Here is a 16,146-nt window from a genome sequence, read left to right as displayed (position 1 = left end):
CTCATTTCCCCCTGGCAGCCTTCAGCAGCTCGAAATGTTTCATGGACAGGCCTTCGACGCCGAGGCTCGAGAAGTGACTGTTCCCGAAGCCATGAAAATCGGAGCCGCCCGTAATCAGAAGGCCCTTCTTCCCGGCAAGTTTGCTGAAGTGCTCTCTCTGAAGGGGAAGATGGTCGGGATAGAAGACTTCTATCCCCTTGAGCCCTCTTTCCACAAGAGAGTCTATAATCCTCTCGTCGGCATTATAGCCGGGATGGGCAAGCACAGGAATGCCCCCCGATGCCGCAATGATCTCCACGGCCTCTTCAGGGGGAAAATGGGGACGCGGGACATAGGCCTTGCCCCCATGCTTGAGAAAGTGGTCAAAGGCGTACTGCATATCGGGGATGTACCCCTTGTCAATGAGAAGCCTTGCCACGTGGGGTCTCCCTACCGACTCGCCCCGGGCGTATTTGATGATCTCATCGAAGGTGACCTTCATCCCCAGAGCGGCAAGGCGCTTCACGATCTCGTGGACCCTTGTGATCCTCTCCTCACGGAGCTTGCCGAGCCTCTTGAGGAGCACGGGATTTTCCACGTCGATATAATAGCCCAGCACGTGGATTTCCTCGCTTCCCCTTTCAGCATTCAGCTCTATTCCCGGAACTATCTCAAGAGTTTTTCCCCCGCATCCCCGGGCTTCCATGAATCCTGCAACAGTATCATGGTCTGTGATGGAAAGCACTCGGAAACCCTTGCTCATGGCAAGGGTTACGAGCTCACGGGGAGTGAGCGTGCCGTCGGAGGCCGTGGTGTGCGTATGAAGATCAATTGCCACTGGCACCATCCCGTAAGTCCTTCGCGTCCCCTTCCGCTCTCAAAAAAGAAAAACCTCCCGAACTCCGGAATGGTTTTCCTGGCGCCTTCCGAAAGGTGTCACCGGGGCTCAACAATGAGACGTATGGCCGTCCTTTCCTCACCGTTTATCTGGATCTCCGTAAAAGCAGGGATGCAGATAAGATCCATGCCGCTTGGCGCCACAAATCCCCTCGCTATTGCGACTGCTTTTACCGCCTGATTCAGAGCGCCGGCGCCTATCGCCTGCATCTCGGCGCTCCCCTTCTCCCTCAGAACCCCTGCAAGGGCGCCGGCAACGGAATTTGGATTGGATTTCGCAGATACTTTCAATACCTCCATGGGAACTCTCCTTCTTGCTTCATTTGTGAGTAGGCTTTCTGTAACATCTTTTACCGATGGAGGGTTGCGGAGGAACCCCCACCCCAACTACCCCATGAGCGTTATTAGACACGAAGCACCCAAATCCTCCTGGACATTAAAAATCCTGCCGCCCTCTCCAGGTGAGCTTTCAGGCTGCACCGCGATGCGGTGAGAGAGGGCCAGGCGGTGGGGGAACCGGGCTAAAGTATGCGATCCACGACATTTCTCACGAGCCTGCATCCCCTCTGATAGACAAGGAAGGGGATTTCGCCTTCTGAGAGGGAGCCGAAGATGACTGTGATCCCGAAGGGGGCTCTCCCCATGATGGTGAGAGTCCTGAGGCCATGGAGCAGGTGGAGGTGGCAGGCTTCGCAGAGGGTGATAAGGTTCCAGGGGTCATCAGTCCCGCCCTGGGAGCGCCTGATGATATGGTGGATGTGCAGATTGCGCCGGCAGCGGCAGCCGGGGGACTGGCAGCGGAATCGGTCGCGCTTCAGGATCCTGTGGTGATGGGCAGCCTTCTGGAATTCGCCCTCGGTGGAGAGGTAGTCCGCCATGAGGGCGGCAAGGAATTGTTCTTCCGGGGGAATCAGGGCATAGGAGGGATGCAAGGTAACCGGCTCTTTACCCTCTGCTCCGACGGCCTCTGCCTGCATGGTGAGGCATAGAAAAGCCCTGGCGGCAGTGTTCCAGAGTTGATAAAGCTCTTCAGGGAGATAAAACCTGATTGCCATGGTGAGTGATGGCCTCCCGGAGGCGCCTTCTCCCTGGAGGATGTCCACAAGGAAGGTCTCTTCGGGATTTTCACCCTCGGGAAGGGTGCAGATCTGCCGGGCCTCCTCCAGGCTCGCACACAGCACGGAATTTTTTTCAACTTTCATGGCGGCCTCAGCGGTGAGCATTTCGTCAACATCGCTGAAATGGTTCCAGGGCTCGTCGAAGCGCCTGTCGCGGCTCTCCAGGGAAGCTTCGTCATCCTCGGAAAGAGGCCACGCTGAGACCGCCGAGGGGCCGCCGTACCAGGACCCGGTCCTGATGCTGTCCCGCACCTCGAAGGGAAGCTCATGATACCGCTCATCACTGAGATAGCGGAAGCCGGGGAGGAGGGTATAGCTCACCGCGGCGAAGCTGTCGTACTCGATGATCCGGGCGATGCGCACCGCCTCTTCCCTGAGGTCTGCCGTGGGGACAGATGCGGCATAGGCTATCCAGGCTTCTTCGTTTTTAGAATTCACCAGGGGAAGAATGAGCTTTGCCTGCTCCCTCGTGATGGTGCCGCTTTTGAAGGCCTTCTCGGTGAGGGAGTGGCGGCGGAAGCCGTTGGCGACCATGATGAATTGGCGGGCCTGAGCTTTTGAGAGGCCGCACCGCACCTCTCCATACTCCTCGATTGATTCAAAGCCGAAACGGGTAAAGAGCTGCCTTGCGTGCATCGCCCGCAGCAGCATCCCGATTGCGGCTTCGAGCCTCTGGCGCATCACGGCGGCCCTGATGAGCCTCCCTGCGACGGCCCTGACGGAACCGCTGCCGGGCTCTCCGCCCCGACAGGTCTCCTCCAGCCACGAAGGGAAAAAGATGTTCCATGGCTCATCCCACGGCGAGCTCTCTGCCTCCAAAGCATCATTCCCTGTGCCTTCCGAAAAGGACTCTCCCTGCGCATCGCCTTTGATGGCAATTGTGCCGGCTGAGCCTTTCCATGCCTCCCTGCCCCTGTAAAAAACCGGGAGGCTTCCCTCCTTATCAGAGGGTGCAGGACCATGAGCGCACTTTCCCGAGGCCATCCAGTTGGCAAGGAGGGCCTCGATGAAGCCTGCAACAGGTCCTTCATAGTGCTCCCTGTCGCGGAAGAGGGAGAGGGCGAAGTCCCAGGTGAGGGCAAGAGCCGGTGACACGCCAAACTGCATCATCACTCCCTCATTACCCTGCTCATCAGCGGGAGAGCAATCGCCGCCGCGGCCGGGCGCCCGGGCGTCTTTGACGGGAAAGCCTGAGCCGCAAGGGCCTTCCTTACCTCCCTCTCAAAGGCGCCCACTGAGAGCTTCTGAGCCTTCTCGAGCCACCCGGCCTCGTTCTCAACAGTGACGACCCTCGAGAGATGCCTGAGGGCGCTCTTGGCGATTTTCCCCTGCAGGTACGCCTCCCGCGAGAGGGGAAGGCCTTCGAGAAGCCGGAAATTGTACATCAGCTCCGATGCCGTGCGCCCCGACATCGAGAGATGCTCCATGGCAAAGGTCGCCATGGAGCGATAGCCTAATCGCTCAACTCCTTTCGTTTTGAGATTCACGAGAAGCCCGCCCAGGACCAGGTCAAGGGCAAGGCGGCCTCTGACTGCCGTGCAGAGGGTGAAATCCAGCCGGGAGGCCCGGTCATCCCTGTCGATGAGCGGAGGCCCCCAGATAAGGTCTGAGGTGAGCTTTTCCGCCTCGGGAATGAGGCCCTCCCTGGTGATTTTCACCATGCGCTCCGCCCTGTCACGGGCCTCGGCGGGAAGCTCATAGGCCTCAGGGAGGAGGATAAGGTCCTCGTAATCCTGCGAAGACAAAGAATCATTGAGGTGGAGGAGCTCCTCATCATCGGGAAGGAAAAAAGAATTATCGAGGCAGAGAACACTTGTATCCATAAACCAATTATAACAGATATTACTTTAAAAATCAAAGAGAGCGATCCTTAAAACTTAGATAAGCAATGGGTTTAAGAGGCATCGCTGAGTGCGTCGCCAATGCCTGTGGAGAGAAAAAACATCAAAAATGACCCAAAAGCGCTTTAGATCGGCAGAGATGCCCTGTTTCAGGCCCTGGCGGCCATTTTATGGGGACCTGAAAGTCAAAATGCTTGTTGAAAATTATTTTAGGAAACTTTATGCAGGGCTCTTCAGGGTTGAAATTGACTAATCGGCGAATCCCTGGGCAGTGTTGACGTCAAGGCTTCTGACAGTGATGGCGCAACCAGGACCGATACAAAAAAAGCGAAGGTGCCAGGCTAAGAGCCCCAGAGAGCCTCCCCTGCCTCTCCTCATCATTAGGGTCGAAGAGAGAAGAATTCCGGGAAGCGGTGAGTCAGAGCGGGGAAAAAGACAGGATGGCGGGCTGAAAGCCCTGATGCTGTCCGTGCAGAACCAGAGCCATTCGAAATGGGAGTCAACTTCTCGGAGATTGGTTCCTTTGACGTCTCTTTTCAAGGAGCCTCTCTCCCGGCGCAGCTTACGGCCTTGATTCTGAAAGCTCTTCATAGATCAGCCAGGTGCCCTTCCCTGACCTGCCGACGAGAAGCGACAGCGGGCTTTTGTACTGCTTGAGCTTTGATAAGCGCATTGCTGAGATGCGGATGTAATTTCCTTCTTTTACATACTTTACCTCGGAGTATTCGTTCAGATCGCCTTTCTGCCGCGCGAGAGGCATTGACTTGCGGATTAAATCCTTATAAGTGGCTGCAGGCAGGGACAGCTCCTTGACCTGGCCGCTGGGATATATGCGTTTGTTTTTTATGACCGCGGAATCGGCATAGAGATCGGCGACACCCGGGTTGAAAGCCTGCTCCAGGGCCACGTAGCTCTTGAAAAGAGCCTTCGCCGCCTCAATACCGGCATCATCTGCCCGCACGGAATGGGCGATTGAAAATACCACCATCAGGAAAGCTACTGCGTAGATTTTTTTCATGAACCCTCCATACTGCGATTTTTTCCACAACTGGGAAGCGGAGACGCTCCTGCTTCCCCGGATATTATACAAAAATCTTTCCCAGAAGTCCACCTTGCATTTACCTTTCATCGGTGGTGTGCCGTTAGTTTTCACCCCTTTCCTCATGGCGGACTAAAAGCAAGAGTCAGAAGCGGGCAGATTCCGCCTCTGACTCTCCTTAACTCTCCGTAAATGCCCCGTGCCTTCATTCCCCTCGATTCCCCGCACCACACACTCTATATTCAAAATCCCCTGCAGGTGAATCTGGGTCCTGCCGGCATGCGGCATTTTTTTTCATTTTGCAAAGTCCACTACTCGTGTTTCCCTTATAACGGTCACCTTGATCTGGCCTGGATAGTCCAGTTCCTGCTCTATCTGCTTCACAATGTCCCGGGCCAGCTTGGTTGATTTCACATCGTCAACCATTTCGGGTTTCACCATTATCCTGATTTCTCTTCCAGCCTGAATCGCGTAGGATTTGTCAACACCTTCAAATGCATTGGCAAGTTTTTCGAGCTTTTCCAGCCGCTTGATGTACGCCTCGAGGGTCTCGCGCCTCGCACCGGGCCGCGCCGCCGAGATGGCGTCACATGCCTGTATCAGCGAGGCCTCGACTGACCGCTGCTCCTCATCTTCATGATGAGCATTTATCGCGTGAACCACATCCTGCGACTCGTTGTATTTCTCGGCGAACTTGCCTCCTATCAGCGCATGAGGACCTTCAACCTCCGTATTGACCGCTTTGCCTATATCGTGGAGCAGGCCTGCCCTTTTGGCAAGCTGCACATCGGTACCCAGTTCAGCGGCCACGGCGCCTGCGAGAAAAGCAACTTCCAAGGAGTGCGAGAGCACGTTCTGCCCGTAACTTGTCCTGAATCTCAGCTTCCCAAGCATCCTGATCAACTCCGGGTGGAGACCGGTGACGCCTGCCTCAAAAGTGGCCTGCTCACCTTCCTGCCAGACCCTCTGATCCATCTCCTTGCGGGCCTTTTCGACCATTTCCTCAATTCTCGCAGGGTGGATCCGTGCATCGAGGATCAGTTTCTCAAGAGCCATTCTGGCTATTTCTCGTCTTATGGGATCAAAGCTTGAGAGGATTACCGCTTCAGGAGTGTCATCGATGATCAGATCGACGCCGGTGAGTGACTCAAGCATCCTGATGTTTCTTCCTTCCCTGCCGATGATTCGTCCTTTCATCTCGTCACTGGGAAGGGAGACCACCGAAACCGTCGATTCCACCACCTGGTCGGCCGCCCATTTCTGAATTGCCGTGGAGATTATCCTTCGCGCCTTCAGATCGGCCATTTCCCTGATGTGCTCCTCCATGGTTTTTATCCTGGAGGCTATCTCAAACTGGATTTCATCTTCCACCTTCTTCAGAAGGAGATCCTTCGCCTCATCGGTGGACATCTTTGCGACCTTTTCAAGCTCCTGACGCTGCTTTGATTCCAGTTGGACAAGCTGTTCCTTTTTCCGGGCCAGTTCCTGTTCCTTGGAGGTTAAACCTTTTTCCCGCTTTTCCAGCGCTTCCAGCTTCTTGTCCAGATTTTCATCTTTCTGCAGGAGTCTGCGTTCCAGGCGCTGCTGTTCATTGCGGCGCTCATCGCGCTCCTTCTCCATCTTCGCCCGTTCCCTGAAAATCTCGTCCTTTGCCTCGACGAGCTTCTCCTTTTTCAGGGCCTCGGCTTCTCTCCGGCTCTCTTCAACAATCCTCTGGGATTCCTTCTGAGCCTTGGAAAAGGACTTCTCTCCCACATTCCTCATGGCAAGAAAGCCTATTATGACACCGACTCCAAACATTACGACGATGAGTATTATCGCTAATATTATATTGATAGCCGGTTCACCTCCTTATTCAGTTTTTATTTTCCTTAACCATCACCCTTTCTCATTAAATTTCAATCTTCAGTACGAGTCTCACTATCCTACGTCAACACATCGTGAGAGAAATCTCCAATCCTTCCTATTGTAGCTTTTTTATTTTCCCTTTGTCAAGAGCCCTCCTCACGACGCAGTCAGGCCTGATGCTTTCTTCGCCTTCACGGTGATTTCGCCGAGAAGGGCGGGGTTTTCCTCGAGATGCTTCTTGACATTCTCCTGCCCCTGCCCCAGTTTGGTATCACCGTAAGTGTACCATGACCCCCCTCTCGTGATAATGCCCTTCTCCAGGGCTATGTCGATAACGCTCCCCGCTTTTGATATGCCCTTTCCATAAATTATATCAAACTCTACCTGCCTGAAAGGAGGAGCAAGCTTGTTCTTGACTACTTTGGCCTTGACCCTGTTCCCGACGGCATCATTCCCGATCTTGATGGTTTCCAGTTTTCTCACCTCCAGCCTGAGGGAGCTGTAAAATTTCAGAGCCCTCCCGCCAGGCGTCGTTTCGGGATTGCCAAACATGACCCCTATTTTTTCCCTTATCTGATTGATAAAGATGGCGCAGGTCCCCGTCTTGCTGATGCTCCCGGTGAGCTTTCTGAGGGCCTGGGACATGAGGCGGGCCTGAAGGCCCACATGGGGCTCACCCATATCGCCCTCTATTTCCGCCTTGGGAACGAGAGCCGCCACCGAGTCTACGACAACAACGTCAATGGCATTGCTCCTCACAAGGGAATCGACTATCTCAAGGGCCTGCTCGCCCGTATCTGGCTGCGACACGTAGAGATTGTCCACGTCAACGCCAAGGTTCCTAGCATACTCCGGATCAAGGGCGTGCTCCACGTCCACATACGCCGCGATACCTCCCTTGGCCTGCGCCTCAGAAACCACCTGGAGGGCAAGCGTGGTCTTTCCCGATGATTCGGGGCCGTAGATCTCTACTATCCTTCCCCTGGGCACGCCGCCGATGCCCGTGGCGATATCAAGGGCAAGAGAGCCTGTGGAGATGGCTGAAGTCTCATCCCTTGAGCTCATGTCACCGAGGCGCATGATGGCGCCTTTCCCATACTGTTTCTCAAGCTGTCCCACTACCATTTCGAGCGTTTTAACTTTATCCATGGCTCTCCTCTTCTTCTCTTTTCTCCCCTGCTCCGAGCATGAATTCCTCAAGGTGCTCATAGAGCGGACCCTTGGGAGTGAGGGTGCTTTTTATCAGGAAAAAGGAGGGCACTGCCATCTCCCCGATCCTGCTCTCTCTGATTTTTTCAATATGCCGCGAAAGCCCGGCTATCCCCCCCCCGCCTTTCACCCTTCCGATGGTAAGATGGGGGCTGAAGGCTCTCTTCTCCTCCGGGAGACCTAGAGCAGTGACACCCCTTTCAAGCTCCCTGTTGAGGGCTGCGAGGCCCTCTTTTCCCCGTGAGATTCCCACCCACAGCACCCGGGGGCTCCGAAGCGTCGGAAAGGCACCGAATCCTTCCCAGAACAGCTTGAAGGAGGCATGCTCACCGGCAATGGCCCTCCCCGCGTTCAAAAACTCAGGAAGGCGGCTTTGCTCCACGCTGCCGAGAAACCTCAGCGTGAGGTGAAGATTCTCCACCTCGACCCACTTCACTTCTGCGCTGAAGGCCCTGCACTGTTCCAGGTGCCGGGACAGAGTAGCTTTCAGGCGGGGCGCCAGGGGAATTGCATAGAACAGTCTCAGGCTCTGCATAGCTCACCAGTATGCCGGAAGAAGTAAGAAGGAAAGAGGAAGCGGCCTTAGTCGTCTTCGCTCTCTCTTAAACGGAACTTTATCCTCTTTATCTGATCGACGACGGAATTCAGCTCATTGGGAAGCAGGCTGGGAACAAGGGGCACTTCACCACCCTCAACGCGCATTACCATGACCTGCTTTTCCTTCAGATCCTCATAGGAGGCCTCGCAGTCGAGGTAGGTATTCAGGAGCTTGTAAATAAGGCTGATATCGTTGTAAGGATTGGCAGGGAATCCGCGCCCCCATGCCTCAAGGGCATGCACCGTTATCTCCTCGCAGGAGATCGGCTCTTTCACTGATTCCATAATCTTCTTGAGCACGCCGCAGAAGCTTGAGTTTCTCCCGAATTCCTTGATGCTTACCATGATATGTCACTGACCTCCTCTATATCCGTCAAGAACCTTTACAAGCAGCCGGAGTGCCTTCATTGACGTGATCGCCCTTATCTGCCGGCGGCTTCCCTTGAGCATAAACCTGAAAGCCTGCGTATGCCGCGGATCCGACACCCCTATAAAAACCAGCCCCACCGGCTTTTCTGCCGTTGCACCCGAGGGACCGGCTATTCCGGTGACCGAGAGGCCGAAAGTGGTGCCGAAAAGCTCACGAACTCCCCTGGCCATCTCCAGGGCCACCTCCCGGCTCACTGCACCATAGCGGTTGAGAGAGTCTTCCGGCACCCCGATGAGAGATGTTTTCGCTCTGTTGCTGTAAGTCACCACGCCGCCTATGAAATAAGCCGAGCTTCCGGGAAGAGAGGTAAGGGAGCCGGCGATGATCCCTCCTGTACAGGATTCCGCGACAGAAACTGTGCAGTGTGTAAGATGACAGAGCCTTTTTATCGTAAGAACAAGGTGGTTTTGCACTTACCTGCAGCACCGACGAACCTGTTTCATCTGATTTCCTTTTTATCGTGGACGAAACTATTCCGGTGCCACGAAAAACCAGGAGGTCTCTTCTCTATGACTCCATCTTCTCCTGAATATATTTCACGGCCTCTTCAATGTTGGTGATTTTTTCCGCATCTTCATCAGGGATCTCCAGGTTGAATTCCTGCTCAAGGGCCATGACAAGCTCAACGGTATCAAGGGAGTCCGCACCGAGATCATCGGTAAATGATGCGCTTGGCGTCACCTGATCTTCATCAACTCCGAGTTGCTCTATAACGATTTTCTTAACTCTTTCAATAACGGTTGACATCGCTTCACCTCCGAGGTTATCTTTCATTTCAATCGTTTTTCATTCAACTTAAACGTAAAATTTCCTTCTTGTGCTCCTTTGCTGTTCACTTCCATCCTATCCCGATGAATCTCCAGGCGCCGGGTGAAAACCCGTCGAACCGGTTCCCCTGCTTCATCATGGCTTTCACCGCGGCCTGAGACTATGCGTATACCTCGCTTCTGATTGCTTCTACGGTCTTTTTGAGACTCTCACTATCTTCAACATTATAGATATGAACATATTTATCAATTTTTCTGATCATCCCGCAGAGAGCTTTGCCTGGGCCTACCTCCACGAAGGTATCCACTCCAAGCGAGATCATCTTCTTTACCGAGTCCACCCAGAGCACGTTGCCGAGGATCTGGTGCTTGAGAGCCTCTTTTATCTGCAGGGCGTCTCTCAGCGCCGAAGCCGTCGTATTCACCACGACAGGAACGCTCGGCCTGCTGAAATGCACGTGTTCAAGCTCAACGGCAAGCTTTTCGGCTGCGGTCTTCATGAGCCTTGTGTGAAAGGCACCGCTCACATTGAGAGGAGCCACCTTTCTGGCGCCTTTTTCCTTGATAATCTCCATTGCCCGCTGCACTGCCCGCACCTCGCCCGATATTACAATCTGTTCAGGCGTGTTGAAGTTCGCGATCTCCACTATGCCTGTGGGGTGGGCCTCCGTGCAGGCCTCCTTGATCGCATCATAATCCATTCCGATAATTGCAGCCATTGTTCCTGGCGCTTCATCACCCGCTTCCTGCATCAGCTCTCCTCTCCTGCGGACAAGGCGGAGGGCGTCGTCAAAGGAGAGGACACCGGCTGCCACAAGGCCTGCGTATTCGCCGACACTGTGCCCGGCTATTGCAACGGGGGTGATTCCTGCCTGCACCAGCGCCTGGTTGCATGCGATTGACGTGGTAAGGATTGCAGGCTGGGTGTTGCTTGTTTTTCTGAGTTCATCTTCCGGTCCTTCCCAGCAGAGCCTGCTCAAAGGATATTCCAGTATGGCATCTGCCCTTTTGAAAGCCTCAGAGGCTTTCTTAAAAGTCTGGGCAAGATCGCAGCCCATACCGACCTTCTGAGCTCCCTGGCCCGGGAAGACAAATGCGACATTCTTCATCCACTACCTCCTCAATAATTCCATTTTATGACCATCCCACCCCAAGTGAGCCCTGCGCCTACAGAGGTCAGAAGGACAATGTCACCACGCCTGATCTTTCCTTTCTGGAGTGCCTCGTAAAGCGCGAGGGGAATAGAAGCACAGGAAGTGTTCCCGTAAGACGAGAGATTGGTGTAAAGCTTGTGTTCCGGAACGTTAAGGCGCTTGGTGACGCCTTCAATAATCCTGATGTTGGCCTGATGGGGAATATAGTGCGAAATGTCATCGATGGTGAGGCCGCTCTTTTCCAGCACGATCCTGGCTGATTCCTCCATTTTTACAATGGCGTGGCGGAACACCTCGTTCCCCTTCATTTTTACATAGTGGAGCTTTTCTTCCACGGTCTTCCGCGAGGGAGGCATCTGCGAGCCCCCTGCAGGCATGCAGAGAAGTTCGCCTGTAGAGCCGTCAGAGCCCAGGTGAAACGAGAGGATGCCGGTGCCCTCGGGAACTGGACCTACCACAGCGGCCCCTGCGCCATCTCCGAAAAGAATGCAGGTAGAGCGGTCCTCCCAGTCAAGAAACTTGGAGAGCACCTCGGCGCCCACGACCAGCACCCTTTCGTAATTGCCGCAGGCAACAAATTGGGAGGCAACGGAAACGGCATAGAGGAACCCGGTGCAGCCGGCCTCCAGGTCAAAGGCTCCTGCATTGGAGATATGGAGGCGGTTCTGGACGATTGACGCCGTGGGGGGAAAGAGCATGTCGGGAGATGCCGTTGCCGCTATGACAAGCTGTATCTCGGAAGGCTTGACGCCGGAGTTTTTTATGGCAATTTCGGCGGCCTGCACGGCAAGATCAGAGGTTGCGGTACCGCTCTCGGCAATCCGCCTCTCCTTGATGCCCGTTCTTGTAGTAATCCATTCATCAGAGGTATCGACAACCTTTTCAAGATCGGCATTGCTGAGAACCTTGGGGGGAGCATAGGCACCGAGTCCTAATATTCCTACAGATCTTACCGTTGTCATGGTTCACCTTCTTACTTGTATGACGGATTCTCACTTATAATGCAGAAAATTCTATGATTGGTATACCATAGAATTTTTTCCTGTCCGCCAGGTATTTCCGGGAGTTCCCGTTTCGTGCACACGGCGATTCTTACGCCTTCTTTATATCTTCAAGCTTGAAGACTTCCCGGCCCTTGTAATATCCGCATGATTTGCAGATATGGTGGGCCAGTTTGGGATCGTGGCACTGGGGGCACTCCGATATATTGGGAATAACAAGCCTGATATTGGCGCGCCTCCTCCTGGTCTTTGAATGAGATGTCTTGTACTTTGGATTAGCCATACTCCTACCCTCTTTCACACATTAAATAAGTAAGATTCTCCCTCTTTCCTCCAAATCCTCCCGTCACCCTCTCCCATCTTTTCCTTCTCCAAGAGGTGGCTTCCCCAGAAGCCTTTCAAGGGACTCAAGCCTTGGGTCCCTCCTTTCGGTGGGGCATCCACAGGCTCTGCTGTTGAGATTTTCCCCACACACGGGGCAGAGGCCCTTGCATTCACTGCTGCAGACAGGGCACATGGGGAAAGCCGCCAGAATGTTCTGCCTCATTATCTCCCCTGCATCAAGCTTCTCGCCCTTGTAGACAAAGACATTGAGATCGGAGAGGTTGAGATCACTCTTGCGCTTCAGCTCAGGGCTGTCCTCGGGAAGAAATTCCTCCTGTATCATGACATGGAACTTCTCCGGAAAGCTCTCGAGGCACCGGCTGCACTGAAGCCTGACGACCGTATCGAGAGTGCCCTTCACAATAAGCCTCGATCCCGCATTGTTTACCTCGAGATCATAAGCGACATCGACGGTCTCCTTAATGCCCTCCCCATTGAGAGCGAGAGGCTCTTTTCCCGTGACCTTCTTCTTTGAGCCAATCAGTTTCAGAATTTCCTTGACTTCGATGTCCATGCAAGCTCCCTCTGGAGCGGCTTCAGGATTCGCCCCTGACCTGCCGGAAGAATTACCCATCATTATAAATGCTCACTTCCAAAAAGTCAAGAAAAAATAGGGACTGTCGCTTATATTTACAAATTGGCAACAATTGCACGCCCCCTTGACATGGGGGAACTCACCTGCTACACTGTGTGGTGGAGAGTTGGCAGAGCGGTCGATTGCGGCGGTCTTGAAAACCGTTGATGGGGCAACTCATCCGGGGGTTCGAATCCCTCACTCTCCGTTGAAAAGCCCGGCACCGAAAGGTATGCGGGCTTTCGTGTTTCCGGCATTGAAGTGTGCGCCTGAATTGTGCCAAGTGACAGAAAGAAGAGGCCCTGACGCTGGCCAGGGCCTCCCTTGCGTGTGTGCTCGATGATGGACTATTTTCCCTCACTTGAGGCAAGCCATGCCTTGACTTTTGCCTTTATTTTCCTGGAACCCTTCGGTGAGCCGCCTTTGCATATCAGTATAACCGCACTGAGCGGTATTCCTATCTTTTCTGCTGCCTGCTCGGGAGAGAGTTCATTGGCCTTCATTGCGGCCATTAAAGCCTCTGCCACATCTGGAGGGAACAGTAATTTATTTGACGCTTCATAATGACGGTCACCCTTCTTATCCATATCCGCTATTTCTCTTTGAGTTCCGCTGCTGCCCATATTATTCACCTCCTTTTCTCTGTCCTTGGCTGTATATAGATTCTGCTATCTTTATATTCTCTTGATGCATTGAGTGTATTCCTGAAACCAAGATCCCTGCTTGCTTTTACGCGCGATAGCCTGCTTCTTTGCTCTCTTATTTGACTCAGGCTTGCTGTCAGGATTGAACCTTGATTTTTCCAGGAATGCCTGAAACTCCTCTTTCTCTGCTCTCCAGACACCACTGAACTTTAATGCCTTCAACTTCCCGGCAATAATCCACTTCACAACAGCCCGTGGTATGACATTCGACTCATCAAGAGCATCTTCTGCATCACGGAAAAGTCGGTCAAGTTTCAGGGCTGCCCCGTGGGAGGCTTGTTTTCTCTTGATGAGGTTCAGAAGCTCAATCCCGCCGGGACGCTTGGAAAGCATCTTGCCTGCAGACACGCCCTCCTCCCGGATGACGGCGACTATCTCCAGCCCTGCCATAACGCAGTATGCCCTGACACGCTCCTCCTGGCGGTCCCGGGAAAAGGGCAGCCTTATTTTATCATAGTGGGTCTCCTTGACCACCTTATGGCTCCAAGTAAAATGAGAGGGCCAGTATTCTCTTGCACTGTGTCTCAATGGCGGGGGATCATCACCCTCTTCACTTCCTTCGGCGCTCCCTGGTTGTTACTGCCGTCAAGAGCGGTGACAAAGACCGTGTATTCCTCGCCTGCCAGAAGCTTCTCAAACTGAATGCTGCTTTTTCCCTTCTCTACTATGACAGGGAGGCGGAGGCCCTTCTTCGAGCGGAAGCAATATACCCCGCAGGACACCACGTCGGGTGATGACGACTCTCTCCAGCTTACCGTGAGCGTGGTGCCCTTAGGCTCCAGGACGAGGCCTGTCGGCGAGGGAGGGGGGGTGCACTTTACCGGCATGGCCCAGGCCAGAGGCGCCATGCCCCCCTCAAGTCCCCGCCCCGAGACAGCGGTGACGGTGAAACAATAAGCCTTCCCATTCTCCAGGCTCTTCACGAGGTAACCCGGCTTTGCAGCTGTGTCTGCATGCTCAAGGCTCCCCTGGTCCCGGCCGCAATAAATACGGTAGGAATTTCCAGGAGGAGCGGCGCTCCATGTCAGATACACCGATGCTTCACGCCCTTCAGCGCTCACCTCGGAGAGCACATCGGGATACTCATCGTCGGGCATCAGAAGGGAGCATGTCTGAAGGGGCGACTGGAAGGGGTTTCCCGGTGCAAGGAGCCTTGCATAGAAATAGCGGGTCTTTCCCCCCTCAAGGCCACACAGGTCAAGGGAAAAATGGTAAGTATCGCCTTCACTCCGCAGCGCCATGGCATCATAACGGATCTCCACAGGCTTGAGAAGGGGGATCTTCTCAGGAGGGACTTCCTGTTCAGAGGAACGGACGTCGAGGAACACCTCGCGCCCCATCTGATATTCAAGCCTCCCCTTTGATGACACAGTGAACAGAAGTGTGCATTCCCCCTTCTCCTTCCCCTTGACGGCAAACCGGTCAAAGGAAGGCGGGGAACTCCCTGCCGGGGGAGCATCCATGTACCAGCGGGGAGGGCCGTATACCTTCTGAAGATCCGGAGTGGACACCGCGTCGAGGTGGGGAATCCCGGCGAGAAGGGCCTCCTGGTCATAGACAAAGGCAAAGCGATCCCTCTGTCCCGGCGCAAGGTAGTTCAGGAACAAGAGAGAGAAGCCATCGGGGCCCTGGGCCCACGGAAGGACCGTCTTCCGGAGTATGTCAACATTTGACTCAAGATAGGGGCTCTGTATACCCCTGCCGCGAACCCAGTCCCACTCGGTCACGAAACTTTCAAAGAGAAGGCCGTCAATACTCGATTTCATGAGGGCGCCGTACTTTTCAAAGAGAAACAGCCCCCTGTTGGCGATGATAACCATTGAAGGGAATGCATTCCTTATGGATTTCACAAGAGAGGCCATATCCTTCTGCATCCACCCGTAATTTCCCCACGGTGACGCGGTGTCGAGGGTATCAAGGAAGAAGCCGTCAACATGGAACTCGCCGGAGAGCCTTGCCATGGTGGCCAGGATCTGCGCTTTCCACTGGCTGTCGCCTGCATATACATAATAGCTGTTCCACTTGCCGTTTTCGTCGGGAATTCCGTCATGACCCTTCACGAGCTCAGGGAGGCCGCTGGGAAGCCATTTCATGAACCCCCTGCCGGTGAGCACATAGCGCAGTTCGTCAACATAGCGGGCAGGGTAATCATTGTCACCATAAATAATGCCCTTTTTCTCATCCCAGTGTACCGGGCCCCTCTCCCCCGGCGTTCCAGGCCCCCCGGGGGATTCCTCATCCTCACCGATGGAGATATAGGCGATACAGAGCACGTCATCCTCATCGCCCGCTATGCCGTTTCTCCCGTTCCTGAGCCTCGTGACAAGCTCTGGGCTTATGTTGGCAAGGCCGGCCCCGGGGTGAAGGATCACGAGATCATAATCCCAGGCCTTGGAAAGAGTCTCATCGTCCCAGCTGCCGTAATACACAAGGTACGACCGCGGAGGCCATTTTACATTTTCAGGTCTTGCCACAGGTCCGCCTCCATTTCCCGCAAGAAAAAAAAAGAAAAGCACCAAAGCCACCTGAGAGAGAATCTTCTTCCTGCTGCTCATAAAACGCTCACTGGTCATGACCTTCGCCTTTCTCATTTTCTCATGCTTC

The 16,146-nt window shown here is 54.1% G+C and carries 18 protein-coding genes and 1 tRNA gene; 1 reads left to right on the top strand and 18 read right to left on the bottom strand.

What is annotated here, in order from left to right; translation table 11 throughout:
* Position 1: 1 nt before the first annotated feature.
* The 15 genes from RDV48_17755 to RDV48_17685 form a co-directional block, all read right to left on the bottom strand.
* The gene (locus tag RDV48_17755) at positions 2–826 is read right to left on the bottom strand and encodes a PHP domain-containing protein (protein ID MDQ7824651.1); all 825 of its coding nucleotides are present in this window, start codon (positions 824–826) and stop codon (positions 2–4) included.
* Positions 827–915: 89 nt separating this feature from the next.
* The gene (locus RDV48_17750; GenBank protein ID MDQ7824650.1) at positions 916–1,176 is read right to left on the bottom strand and encodes a stage V sporulation protein S; all 261 of its coding nucleotides are present in this window, start codon (positions 1,174–1,176) and stop codon (positions 916–918) included.
* 221 nt (positions 1,177–1,397) lie between these two features.
* On the bottom strand, positions 1,398–3,104 hold the full coding sequence (locus tag RDV48_17745; protein ID MDQ7824649.1) for an HNH endonuclease signature motif containing protein: 1,707 nt from the start codon (positions 3,102–3,104) through the stop codon (positions 1,398–1,400).
* The gene (locus RDV48_17740; protein ID MDQ7824648.1) at positions 3,104–3,817 is read right to left on the bottom strand and encodes a hypothetical protein; all 714 of its coding nucleotides are present in this window, start codon (positions 3,815–3,817) and stop codon (positions 3,104–3,106) included. Before RDV48_17740 ends, RDV48_17745 begins: the two co-directional genes overlap by 1 nt.
* A 580-nt stretch (positions 3,818–4,397) precedes the next feature.
* Entirely contained in the window at positions 4,398–4,853 is a 456-nt protein-coding gene (locus tag RDV48_17735) for a hypothetical protein (protein ID MDQ7824647.1), read from the bottom strand.
* A gap of 315 nt (positions 4,854–5,168) precedes the next feature.
* A complete protein-coding gene (rny, locus tag RDV48_17730; GenBank protein ID MDQ7824646.1) occupies positions 5,169–6,710 on the bottom strand; it encodes a ribonuclease Y in 1,542 nt (513 codons plus the stop codon).
* Positions 6,711–6,878: 168 nt separating this feature from the next.
* A complete protein-coding gene (gene recA / locus RDV48_17725; GenBank protein ID MDQ7824645.1) occupies positions 6,879–7,871 on the bottom strand; it encodes a recombinase RecA in 993 nt (330 codons plus the stop codon).
* Positions 7,864–8,466: an RNA 2',3'-cyclic phosphodiesterase gene (gene thpR, locus RDV48_17720; GenBank protein ID MDQ7824644.1), complete on the bottom strand. Its 603-nt coding sequence runs from the start codon at positions 8,464–8,466 to the stop codon at positions 7,864–7,866. The genes recA and thpR overlap by 8 nt, the downstream gene beginning before the upstream one ends.
* Before the next feature lie 47 nt (positions 8,467–8,513).
* Positions 8,514–8,873, bottom strand: coding sequence for a hypothetical protein (locus tag RDV48_17715; GenBank protein ID MDQ7824643.1), 360 nt, complete (start codon positions 8,871–8,873; stop codon positions 8,514–8,516).
* Positions 8,874–8,879: 6 nt separating this feature from the next.
* Entirely contained in the window at positions 8,880–9,371 is a 492-nt protein-coding gene (locus RDV48_17710; GenBank protein ID MDQ7824642.1) for a nicotinamide-nucleotide amidohydrolase family protein, read from the bottom strand.
* A 94-nt stretch (positions 9,372–9,465) separates the two neighbouring features.
* The gene (locus RDV48_17705; protein MDQ7824641.1) at positions 9,466–9,705 is read right to left on the bottom strand and encodes an acyl carrier protein; all 240 of its coding nucleotides are present in this window, start codon (positions 9,703–9,705) and stop codon (positions 9,466–9,468) included.
* Positions 9,706–9,886: 181 nt separating this feature from the next.
* Entirely contained in the window at positions 9,887–10,834 is a 948-nt protein-coding gene (fabD, locus tag RDV48_17700) for an ACP S-malonyltransferase (GenBank protein ID MDQ7824640.1), read from the bottom strand.
* Between the two features lie 11 nt (positions 10,835–10,845).
* Positions 10,846–11,841 (bottom strand): beta-ketoacyl-ACP synthase III, encoded by a 996-nt coding sequence (locus tag RDV48_17695; protein MDQ7824639.1) that lies wholly within the window; start codon positions 11,839–11,841, stop codon positions 10,846–10,848.
* A gap of 130 nt (positions 11,842–11,971) precedes the next feature.
* Positions 11,972–12,163: a 50S ribosomal protein L32 gene (gene rpmF / locus RDV48_17690; protein ID MDQ7824638.1), complete on the bottom strand. Its 192-nt coding sequence runs from the start codon at positions 12,161–12,163 to the stop codon at positions 11,972–11,974.
* Between the two features lie 63 nt (positions 12,164–12,226).
* Positions 12,227–12,778: a DUF177 domain-containing protein gene (locus tag RDV48_17685; protein ID MDQ7824637.1), complete on the bottom strand. Its 552-nt coding sequence runs from the start codon at positions 12,776–12,778 to the stop codon at positions 12,227–12,229.
* 181 nt (positions 12,779–12,959) lie between these two features.
* Here RDV48_17685 and RDV48_17680 point away from each other — a divergent pair.
* A tRNA-Ser gene (locus tag RDV48_17680) sits at positions 12,960–13,046 on the top strand.
* A 139-nt stretch (positions 13,047–13,185) separates the two neighbouring features.
* Here RDV48_17680 and RDV48_17675 read toward each other — a convergent pair.
* Genes RDV48_17675 through RDV48_17665 form a run of 3 tightly spaced genes read right to left on the bottom strand, consistent with a single transcriptional unit; the run spans position 13,186 to position 16,133 of the window.
* Complete coding sequence (locus tag RDV48_17675; GenBank protein MDQ7824636.1) at positions 13,186–13,461, bottom strand: hypothetical protein; 276 nt, start codon at positions 13,459–13,461, stop codon at positions 13,186–13,188.
* Positions 13,462–13,512: 51 nt separating this feature from the next.
* On the bottom strand, positions 13,513–14,016 hold the full coding sequence (locus RDV48_17670; GenBank protein MDQ7824635.1) for a recombinase family protein: 504 nt from the start codon (positions 14,014–14,016) through the stop codon (positions 13,513–13,515).
* Between the two features lie 50 nt (positions 14,017–14,066).
* Positions 14,067–16,133, bottom strand: coding sequence for a hypothetical protein (locus RDV48_17665; protein MDQ7824634.1), 2,067 nt, complete (start codon positions 16,131–16,133; stop codon positions 14,067–14,069).
* Positions 16,134–16,146 lie beyond the last annotated feature (13 nt).

It is taken from the genome of Candidatus Eremiobacterota bacterium, assembly GCA_031082125.1.
GTDB lineage: Bacteria > Vulcanimicrobiota > CADAWZ01 > CADAWZ01 > Ess09-12 > Ess09-12.
Note: the sequence above shows the minus strand (reverse complement) of the source record. Positions and strands in the feature narration are given on the sequence as shown.

Coding starts and splice junctions, on each gene's coding strand:
- RDV48_17750 (MDQ7824650.1), bottom strand. CDS start 1,176: ATGGAGGTATTGAAAGTATCTGCGAAATCCAATCCAAATTCCGTTGCC.
- RDV48_17685 (MDQ7824637.1), bottom strand. CDS start 12,778: ATGGACATCGAAGTCAAGGAAATTCTGAAACTGATTGGCTCAAAGAAG.
- RDV48_17740 (MDQ7824648.1), bottom strand. CDS start 3,817: ATGGATACAAGTGTTCTCTGCCTCGATAATTCTTTTTTCCTTCCCGAT.
- RDV48_17695 (MDQ7824639.1), bottom strand. CDS start 11,841: ATGACAACGGTAAGATCTGTAGGAATATTAGGACTCGGTGCCTATGCT.
- recA (MDQ7824645.1), bottom strand. CDS start 7,871: ATGGATAAAGTTAAAACGCTCGAAATGGTAGTGGGACAGCTTGAGAAA.
- RDV48_17705 (MDQ7824641.1), bottom strand. CDS start 9,705: ATGTCAACCGTTATTGAAAGAGTTAAGAAAATCGTTATAGAGCAACTC.
- rpmF (MDQ7824638.1), bottom strand. CDS start 12,163: ATGGCTAATCCAAAGTACAAGACATCTCATTCAAAGACCAGGAGGAGG.
- RDV48_17675 (MDQ7824636.1), bottom strand. CDS start 13,461: ATGGGCAGCAGCGGAACTCAAAGAGAAATAGCGGATATGGATAAGAAG.
- RDV48_17665 (MDQ7824634.1), bottom strand. CDS start 16,133: ATGAGAAAGGCGAAGGTCATGACCAGTGAGCGTTTTATGAGCAGCAGG.
- RDV48_17745 (MDQ7824649.1), bottom strand. CDS start 3,104: ATGATGCAGTTTGGCGTGTCACCGGCTCTTGCCCTCACCTGGGACTTC.
- RDV48_17715 (MDQ7824643.1), bottom strand. CDS start 8,873: ATGGTAAGCATCAAGGAATTCGGGAGAAACTCAAGCTTCTGCGGCGTG.
- RDV48_17735 (MDQ7824647.1), bottom strand. CDS start 4,853: ATGAAAAAAATCTACGCAGTAGCTTTCCTGATGGTGGTATTTTCAATC.
- fabD (MDQ7824640.1), bottom strand. CDS start 10,834: ATGAAGAATGTCGCATTTGTCTTCCCGGGCCAGGGAGCTCAGAAGGTC.
- RDV48_17755 (MDQ7824651.1), bottom strand. CDS start 826: ATGGTGCCAGTGGCAATTGATCTTCATACGCACACCACGGCCTCCGAC.
- thpR (MDQ7824644.1), bottom strand. CDS start 8,466: ATGCAGAGCCTGAGACTGTTCTATGCAATTCCCCTGGCGCCCCGCCTG.